An 8,679-nucleotide genomic window follows, 5' to 3' on the forward strand; every position below is an offset into this window, starting at 1 on the left:
GGACGGGACTGAGGTCAAGCTCGGGGTGTTCCTGTCCAACCACAAGACCCGCCGGACCAAACTGTCCGCCGGCAAACTCACCACACTCGCCAACCTTGGGCTGGAGTGGGCGGCAGAGGGAGAAGCAGCATGACCGCACCCGAGGAAGAACAGGGTGTGCAGGAAGCCGTACGACGGCACGCCCGCAACCGTGCCTTCGCAGAGGCGGAGAACGTCATCTCGTTCCTTTCCAGGACCGCTACGACCAGGCCGGGCCCGCCGCCCTCGGACTGAAGTCGGCGGCGGCGTAAGGCTGTCGGACGGGCCCCGAGCGCTGTGCGCGGCCCGGGGTCCTTCGCTGTCCCGGGACTGCGGCATGGCGCTGGAGTGCGTGTAAGCCCTGGGGCTGAGCAACTCTCCCTGTCGGCGGTGATGGCCTGGAAAGGGGCTCCTGAGGCGGTCCAGCGGCTGCTTACTCAACGTCACTAGCCGCTGGCAGGAGCTCAGCGCCAGTACTCATCAATCTTGCTTGTGCGGCAGAACTCACGGTTTTCGCGGGGCGTGAGGTCGTGTGGAAGTGCGGCAGCTTTCATGTTGGCGGCGACCTCTTCGGTCAGGACTCCTTGAGAGCGAAGCTGCTCCACGAGCAGGTCGAGCGCCTTGGCGTTGGCGACGGTCCTCTCAATGGTGCGTGCGAGCTGGGGCTGGTTGATCGCCGCAAAGCCGAGGGGAAGATCTGGCTGGCCCTCGTCAGCGACAAGCGTCAGGGGGTGCCGTCGGGTATCGCCTTCGCCTTGCTGCCACAAACAGCGGCCGAAACGCATGCGGACGGGGGTCTCACTGAACCTCTTTCATCCTGTACTGGTGGGTGAAAAGGCCTGGTCAGTGAGTGTGGTGACGAGGCAGGGCCCCTCGTCGTTGGCGTGGTGATTCCACTCAGCACACCGGCGACCGAAGGGGCCCTGTTGGTTCCGTATCCTGCCATGCTCGACGTCCCGCATGAGCTCGTTGAGCACGTTGCCTGGCTGCTGTACGAGCACCGTCGCGCGCGTAACACCCGCTGGCGCAAGCTCGGCTGCTTCGACCAGGCGCTGCTCACGCTGGTCCACCTGCGTAAGAACGAGACGTTCGCCCAGCTCGGCGCCGGGTTCGCGATATCGCAGGCCACCGCCTGGCGCTACGTGGACGAGGGCCTGGAGGTGCTGGCCTCCTGGGCCCCAGGCCTCCATGAAGCCCTCACCGGCCTCGGTGAGGGCGACCACGTCATCGTTGACGGCACGCTGATCCCCACCGACCGCGTCCGCGCCGATCAGCCGTACCACTCGCAGAAACACAAGAAGCACGGCATGAACGTCCAGGTCATCGCCCGCCCTGACGGCACACCAGTGTGGTTCTCCCGCGCGACACCCGGCCGCACACATGACCTGACCTCGGCCCGCGCCCACGGCATCGTCCAGGCCTGCCAGACCCGGCAGATCCTCGTGCTGGCGGACCACGCCTACCAGGGTGCCGGCGCCACCTTCCGCACCCCCTACTACCACCACAGCGAACAACCCGAGCACTACCAGCAGTTCAACCGCGACCACGCCCGGCTCCGAGCCCCCGGCGAACGCGCCTTCGCCCGGCTCAAGTCCTTGCACATCATGCGCAGAGCACGCCCCTCCACCCGCCGCATCAGCCGCACCGTCCAAGCCATCCACGTACTACTGACCTGCGACTATTCAGGATGAAAAAGGTTCAGTCAGACCGGAACACCGGTGGCTCGGTAGCAGGTGAGCAGAGCGGAGAATGAACCGCCCGTAGCAGGTGCCCAGCAGCCCGGAACCGCATACACGTTCCCCGCAATCGGGGTCATCCTCGCCATCTCCACACTCCCCCCTTCTCGTGGTCCGTTGCTCAGACGGCGAAGCCGACGGAGGTGGCGTACTCGGACTGGACCCACTGGCTGCCCGGGTCGACCAGCGGCATGAGGCAGCCACCCGATCAGATCAAGCAAGGCGAATCGGTGCTGTCTGTTGGTCAGCAATGGCGCTGTCAGTCCCGGCCAGTAGGGTGATGACAGCGTGTGCATCGTCTGGCGAGGGGCTCCGCGCGCACGGACGGGGGGAGTCATGGATCCACGGCTGCTGGAGTTCCACTGGGTCGTTCCTGTTACGTGGTACCTGGGCATCGTGATGCTCACCGCGACCCGGTTCTGGACGTACTGGCGGACCCTGGTCTGACCGCTGCGTGCTGCGGCCCGCCGGGGCGCGTACGGAAGAGCCGGCCTGGTGAACGTGAGCTCCGACACCGTCCGCACCTACCGCCACCAGGGCCTGCTACCTGTCGGCCGGTACCCCAGGAACGCGGACGGCGAAGACATCACCAGTATCACCGTCACACCCCGCAGCGCCGTCCCATCACGCAGGGAGGAGAGCACAGGCGGCGACATCGAGTTGAGCAGCCGTGGCCTTCGCAGCCAGGCTCGCTGTCACAACGAGACGGTCGCGCCCACCGTGTACAGGCGGACGGCGTTGGCTGTCGGATCACGCTCGACGACGACATCGCGGTAGCTGCTGAACGTAGCCAGCTCCGGGACCTGCTCGTACGTGCCGACCACGACCGGAGATTGCGGCTGCGAAGCATCGATGAGCTCGCTCCGTGAGCTGTTCTCCAGCAGGAATTGGCTACTGTCGTCGGCGAGCACGTCCGAGGTGTGGATCGCCGAAAGGTGCTCGAACGAGCGTTCCGCCGCTGCCCGCAGCGGCCAGCGGTAGTCCGAGGGCCGTTCGTAGAGGGTCACGGCGTCTGCGGAGCCGAGTAGCAGGTGCCGGGCGGTGGCGGCGAGCAGATGCGCGCCGGGCACGTCGAGTACGGGTTCGATACGGTCATCGACCCGAACGTTGACCTGGCCCTGCTGCAGGACGAAGACTTCAGACCCGAACTCGGCGACCCCGTCCACAGGACCGTCCGAGAGCTGCTCGACCCGGATTTCCTCCGCCTGTCCGGCCTCCCCGTCGAGGTGGAGCGCGAAGAGCCCTTCGGTGCCCCATGCGACGATCTGGTCCTGGGTGCCCAGAATTCCGGCAAGGCCCGCGAGCGGCGTGCTGGACAGCAGGTCGGGCCGGTGGACTTGGCCGAGTCCGTAGAGGTCGACTCCCGAGGGGGTGAGAACCGCGATCGCGGGCCGGTCGCCGACGGCTAGCGAGGTCACCTCGACCGGGCCGTCCGGGCACAGCAGTTCCGACCGCAGGAGCAGTTGGGTCTGCTTGATGTCGGTGGGCGTGTGCACCTGCTGTACGGCGCCTGCCTCGATGTCCCGGCCACGGCGGAGGGCGAGCTGACCGTCGTATGCCTGTGGCTCAAGCAGCACCCCAAGTCGTGCCTCTCCCTGGCCATCCGCGTGCGCGGCGGCGACGGTCCGCCCGACACGGTCCTGAAGGCGTACCTCCTCACCGGCCTTGAGCTGGGTGACCCGCATGGCCCAGTGATGGCGCTCCGAGTAGCGGTCCGGAGGATCGATGATCCATTTCGGGTTCTTCTTCTGGTACCGCAGGTAGCAGTCGTTCACCCGCTTCGCCCATCCGGCCGTCGCGAGCGAGGCGATCTCGTCGTCCGGGGCCTTGTCGATAGGGGGCAGCGTGACCAGCCGGACGCCGTCCGAGGTGAAGATCAGGACCCGGCACGGATAGTGGTACTCGTCGGTGAAGTAGGCATCCGGAATGGAGGAGACGGGCACATCCACGCCGACCGAGGCGGTGGAGCCGGTATCGCTCCAACTGAGGTAGGGGGTGAAGACGCCCAGCGGGTCATCCTCCGGGCGTATGCGCGCGGTGCAGATGTGGGCTGGGATGATGTCGTTCGGGTTCGTTCCGACGGGCTTCGACTGATTATCGGAGCTCAGCGGTTCGGGCTCGAAGTCGAAGCTGACCCCTGCCTCGTATCGCACGAACCAGTCGGGATGCTGCCGGACCAGGGCCAGTCCGGTCGAGCCTGCCTGGGTGCAGGGGAGACCCGGGGGGTTCTTCAGCTCGAAGCCGTTGCTCTCGACCGAGGCGAGTCGAAGCCCCCGGCCCAGTCGCCGCGTCCAGTGGACGTCGCCCATCAGCAACAGCCCGTCCGCACGGCTGCGCAGATCGCGCAGCTGAGGAAGGCCGCCGTCGAGCCCCAGTTCCCCGGCGCCGAAGGGTTTCGTGCAGATGAACTCGTCCTTGTCCGGGGCGGTCCGGACGCAGTTCGCCCCGGCTCCGGGCGCCCGGCCGCCCTTGTTCAATTCCTTCAGGGAGTAGAAGGTGATCAACGGCGGCAGGGCGAATGACAGGGCGAGCTCCGACCATCCTAGTGCCTCATCCGACATCAGCTTCGGCCCGAGATACGGCCACACCGCCCCCATGAAGAGGACGCACTTGGCCGTGTCGAGGTCATTCTTGTCGTAATTGATACGCACGTGCCGCTGCACACTGCCCGGCTGGTGCCCGGGCGGCTCATCGGTGGGCGGCGGTACGGAGAGCCGGATCGGGATGCCCACTTTCAGGCGCATCGAGCCCGCCGGACCGCAGATGTCGAGGGCCTTGCCGTAGAAGCTGAGATGCATCAGCGGGCGTTCGTCCGATGCCGACCAGGTTGCCGCGATGCCGCCCTGGAGTTGGAACTTGCCGGACTTCTTGAGCTCCTGCTCCACAGCCCGGACCGTGGAAGCGACCAAGAACCACTCGTCGCAGAACACAGTCCATCCTCGTGGCGAGGGGAAGAACCCGCCCAGCCCTGGGGCACGGTACATCGCGGAGTCGGCCGCCTTGAAGAAAGCGTCCCACTGGTCCGCGCTGGTGGGGTAGTTGCCCAACTCGACCCGGATCGCGATACGGGACCGGCCCGGCCCCACCGGCTCGGGGTACTGGCTGCCCTCGGCATGGCCCATGTCGTTGTCCACGACCGCCACCACGTCGGCGTTGGCGACCCGGGGCTTCCCACCCAGGGTGCTGAACTCGCCGAGGTCCAGAGGGACGGACCTCCTCGGAATCTGCTTCAGAAGCTGCGCTCGGAGCTGATGGACCCCGGGTACGCCCTCCGGGAGCCCCTCGATGTCGTGACCGCTGATGACGAGCGAGACGTCGTCCTCGAAGGCGTGGATCCGGAGTGTGAAGACCAGCCGCAGGTGGAGCGCCTGAGCAACGTCCGGCCGTCCCGTCCCGGCCTGTTTGAGTTGTTCGAGGGACGATAGCGACACGTGGACCGCCTGGACGAGGTCAACCCGCCTGCCCGGTAGATAGTTGATGATGGGCTCGTCATTGAAGGGTTCCCGAACACTGATGATCTTGTTCTCGGCAAGATCCGCCCGTACCCAGCCACCGAGCCACTCCATCCCGGACACCACGAGCCGGCCCAGCGGTGTGGGGAACTCGTCGGTCACACACAACCGTGCCCGTCGGATCTGCTCCCGCAGATTCAGGGTCAGATTCTCGACATCGATTTCAAACTGGACGAATTTTCCCATAATGCTGCCAATCCACCCGATCTTGCCCTTTCAGGCTAGCCCCGATCGCCGACGGACGCCTCTCGGCCAGTGAGAACTCAGGCGTCGCCAGCGATCAGCGCGCGGCCGCGCCGTTGTCGGAGGCCGAGGGCCGGGGCGGTCCGGGTCGGACTCTGTGCGATGTCAGCGCTGGTCGGCAGCGGGGTCTGGGAAGGTGGGGGTGCGGCAGCGCGGTGGGTGATGTCCGCCGCCGCGCTCCTCATCTGGTCCCGATCCTGATGGGAGGAGGCACGGGCTACGGGGCCTCAACACCTGAGATCCGGTACTTGCCCACCTCGGCGTCACGGTTCTGAGCCGCCTGCCCGGGTTCCGGAGCGTCGCCACGGAAGCGGGCGAGATCCTCCTCGCTCTCCCATCGTTCGTAGACGTTGATCCGGTCCGGCTCGATCGGGTCGGCCGACAGAGTAAAATTCAGGCACCCGGCGGCAGCCCGGGCCTACTCGACGGCCTTCGAGTATCCGGCCAGATAGGCGTCGCGGGCCGTTGCGTCCACCACAGCTTCCCGGCAATGGTGATCACGTTACTCCTCGTCGCATAGCGGCTACTCGCCCCCATGTGCAGCGTGACCGCCTACCGGCATGGCCACTGAGGGGATAGACCGCAGCACCCACCACACTCATCGGTGGCACGAGCCGCAAAACCGAAGAGACATGCCCTAGAAGACTGATGAAGATCTCGGGTTCTGGCCCCTCCGCGTCAGCGGTGGGGCCAGACTTGTGTGGTGGTTCAAGGGGAGTGGGCCGGGGAGACGATCGGGCCGGACGTGTGGGAGCTGTGTCGGGAGTTGATCCCGGCGGGGAGTGTCTTCGCGTTCCTGGCGGAACATCGTGCGGTGTTGTTCCCGGCGGAGATGTTCGCGGACATGTATCCGTCGGCGAACGGGCGGCCCAGTATGCCGCCGCAGGTTCTGGCCGCGGCGGTGGTGCTGCAGTCCCTGCACGGCTTGTCGGACTTCGAGACTGTTCAGGAATTGCGGTGTGACCTGCGCTGGAAGGCCGCGTGCGGGCTGGGCCTGCATGACACGGCGTTCGATCCGTCGCTGCTGTCGTACTTCCGGCGGCGGCTGGCCCGCTCTGCCCGTCCGCACCGGATCTTCGACGCGGTGCGGGAGGTCGTACGGGCCACCGGCGTGCTCAAGGGCAAGCAGCGCAGGGCACTGGATTCCACCGTGCTGGACGATGCGGTGGCCACCCAGGACACCATCACCCAGCTGGTGTCCGCGATCCGGGCGGTGATCCGCGAAGTTCCCGGAGCGTCCGACGTCGCGGCCAGGCAGTGCACCGCGCACGACTACTCGTCGCCGGGCAAACCGCGGATCGCCTGGAACGATGAGGAGGCCCGAGCCGCCCTGGCCGACGCTCTCGTCGGCGACGCCCTGCGGCTCCTGGGGCATCTGCCCAACCAGGATCTCGGGGAGAAGGCGGCGAACGCGGTCGGGCTGCTGGCCCTGGTCGCGGGCCAGGACGTCGAGCCCGCGGACGGCTCGGACGGGCAGGACGGCCGCTGGAGGATCAGCCGGGGCACCGCGTCCGAGCGGGTGGTCTCCACCGTTGACCCCGACAGCCGGCATGTCCACAAGACCCGTTCCCACTACCAGGACGGTTTCAAGGCCCACCTGGCCATGGAGCCGGAGACCGGGCTGGTCACCGCCGTCGAGCTCACCCCGGGGCAGGGCCGGCCCACCACGAAGCGGTCATCGGGCTCGGCCTGCTGGCCGACGAAGACGGTCCGCTCGACGTCCTGGGTGACACCGCCTACTGCACCACAGAGGCCCGGGCCGCTCTCACGGCGGCCGGGCACCGGCTGTTCCTCAAGCCCGCTCCGCTGCGGCCAATCGTCCCTGGCGGGTTCACCGTGGACGACTTCGCCATCGACACCACGGGGAACACAGTGGTCTGCCCGCGGGGACGAACCGCTGAACTACGGCCGCCTTCCGGCATGCGCCACCAGCGGAAAGCCGTCTTCACAGCAGAGCAGTGCGTCGGCTGCGAACTGCGGAATCGGTGCACCAGGGCCAGGGCCGACCGCATCGTCACGATCCGGCCCCACCACGATCTGATGGCCGATGCCCGCCGCCAAGCCGCCACCGACTCCGGCTGGCAGGACACCTACCGCCGCTGGCGGCCACCCGTTGAACGAGCTGTCGCCTGGCTTGTCCACCGGGGCAACCGGCGCCTGCGTTACCGCGGCACCATCCAGAACAACACCTGGCTCCACCACCGGGCAGCCGCCCTCAACCTCCGCCGCCTGATCAACCTCGGCCTCACCCGCACCAACCACACCTGGCACCTCGGCATGGCCACCGGATGACCTGAGGGGCCGCCCGGCCTCCGGCCGGACAACCCCTCAGCAAGATCTTCATCAGTCTTCTAGTCGATCTGCAGGACACGCAGAGAAGCTGGATACCCTCAATCGAGGTTGCTGTGCGCCGAGAGAGCTTCTTGGTAATACGGTCCGCCGCGCTCAGCGACCCAGCGCGGTGCGCAGGGTTATGCCGTAGCGGCTGCGCAGGCGCCGTACCTCCCAGACTGACAATGCGGTCACCGTCAGCGGGCCGCCGAGGAGAAACGCGTACAGCACCTCCCAAGGCGCGGCGACATCGGGGCCGTCGAAGACCTGGAAGACGAAGAGCGACCAGACCAGCAAAGGTGAGAGCAGCGCCGGGAGCAGCTGGTGGACGTCCGCAGCGCGGAAGCATGAGCTGACGCAGCTGTAGGCCGCAACGATCGTGTAGAGGGACGAGACGATCAGCAGGACCACGGCGACGAGTGCCCCGAGGACAAGGACCAGCAGGCTCAGCAAGGAACAGATGATCCCGGGACCAGTGATCGAGGAAAAGAAGGCAACCAATTCCGGCTCGCCGACCAGGTCACCCTTGAGTGTCGTCACGGACAGCCAGAACACTGCCGGGCCTGCAGCAAGCGCCAGCATGGACTTCAGTGGCCCCAACAGACGCCGGGTGAAGTGGCGGCGCCGATCCGGGGTTCCCGCAAGGAGAAAGGCCGTGATGCCGACCGTGCTTCCGACCAGCAGAACGCCACAGGAGATGGCGATCTCGAGGAGCTTGCCGAGGATGAACTCCTCCCGGCCATCACTGAACCTCTTTCATCCTGTGCTGTAGAGGTGAAATGGGCTGGTCAGCGAGGGTGGTGACGCGGCAGAGCCCCTCGTCGTTGGCGTGGTGATCT

Annotated in this window: 6 protein-coding genes and 1 pseudogene; 3 read left to right on the forward strand and 4 right to left on the reverse strand. The window is 66.8% G+C overall.

Annotated features, from left to right (window positions below):
- Window positions 1-129 precede the first annotated feature (129 nt).
- Window positions 130-273 carry a hypothetical protein gene (locus ACFYNS_RS31695; RefSeq protein WP_360290691.1) on the forward strand — a complete coding sequence of 48 codons (144 nt, stop codon included), beginning with the start codon at window positions 130-132 and terminating at the stop codon, window positions 271-273.
- A 209-nt stretch (window positions 274-482) separates the two neighbouring features.
- Here ACFYNS_RS31695 and ACFYNS_RS31700 read toward each other — a convergent pair whose 3' ends face one another.
- Window positions 483-803, reverse strand: a complete 321-nt coding sequence (locus ACFYNS_RS31700) for a hypothetical protein (RefSeq protein WP_388606337.1) — start codon at window positions 801-803, stop codon at window positions 483-485.
- 99 nt (window positions 804-902) lie between these two features.
- Here ACFYNS_RS31700 and ACFYNS_RS31705 point away from each other — a divergent pair, with 99 nt between their 5' ends.
- Window positions 903-1,709, forward strand: a complete 807-nt coding sequence (locus ACFYNS_RS31705; RefSeq protein WP_388606338.1) for a transposase family protein — start codon at window positions 903-905, stop codon at window positions 1,707-1,709.
- A gap of 740 nt (window positions 1,710-2,449) precedes the next feature.
- Here the strand turns inward: ACFYNS_RS31705 and ACFYNS_RS31710 are convergent.
- Both ACFYNS_RS31710 and ACFYNS_RS31715 read right to left on the reverse strand, forming a co-directional pair.
- Window positions 2,450-5,452 carry a hypothetical protein gene (locus ACFYNS_RS31710; RefSeq protein WP_388606339.1) on the reverse strand — a complete coding sequence of 1,001 codons (3,003 nt, stop codon included), beginning with the start codon at window positions 5,450-5,452 and terminating at the stop codon, window positions 2,450-2,452.
- A gap of 274 nt (window positions 5,453-5,726) precedes the next feature.
- Window positions 5,727-5,906 (reverse strand): putative quinol monooxygenase, encoded by a 180-nt coding sequence (locus ACFYNS_RS31715; protein WP_388606342.1) that lies wholly within the window; start codon window positions 5,904-5,906, stop codon window positions 5,727-5,729.
- Window positions 5,907-6,242: 336 nt separating this feature from the next.
- Here ACFYNS_RS31715 and ACFYNS_RS31720 point away from each other — a divergent pair.
- Window positions 6,243-7,801 (forward strand): annotated as a pseudogene (locus ACFYNS_RS31720) (IS1182 family transposase).
- Between the two features lie 153 nt (window positions 7,802-7,954).
- On the opposite strand, the gene ACFYNS_RS31725 reads toward ACFYNS_RS31720, so the two are convergent.
- Entirely contained in the window at window positions 7,955-8,422 is a 468-nt protein-coding gene (locus tag ACFYNS_RS31725; RefSeq protein ID WP_388606341.1) for a hypothetical protein, read from the reverse strand.
- Window positions 8,423-8,679: the final 257 nt, after the last annotated feature.

Origin of the sequence: Streptomyces sp. NPDC006925, assembly GCF_042869575.1 — a bacterium.
In the GTDB taxonomy this organism is placed as follows: domain Bacteria; phylum Actinomycetota; class Actinomycetes; order Streptomycetales; family Streptomycetaceae; genus Streptomyces.